General features: G+C 37.0%; 1 protein-coding gene. It reads left to right on the forward strand.

Annotated elements, in window-relative coordinates; translation table 11 throughout:
- Positions 1-208 (forward strand): hypothetical protein (locus HMPREF2886_RS34820; protein WP_218189070.1); only part of this gene is annotated, 208 nt, incomplete at both ends.

Here is a 208-nt window from a genome sequence, read left to right on the forward strand (position 1 = left end):
CGGTTAATTGCGCTAAGAGATATCAGACGTAAATGGTATTTTCCCTTTAATTCTCAAAAGCTATTTTCATTACAAATTGCACGTTGGTTAAAACAACACCCTGTTGATGCACTATTTACGCGTAATTTAAAACTGGCCTGTTATCTGGCTGAGAACCATGCAGATATTCCGCTTTTTTTCGAAAGCCATGAGATTTTTGCGCAATCTT

Source organism: Pseudomonas sp. HMSC066A08 (assembly GCF_001813025.1).
GTDB classification, from domain to species: domain Bacteria; phylum Pseudomonadota; class Gammaproteobacteria; order Pseudomonadales; family Pseudomonadaceae; genus Pseudomonas; species Pseudomonas aeruginosa.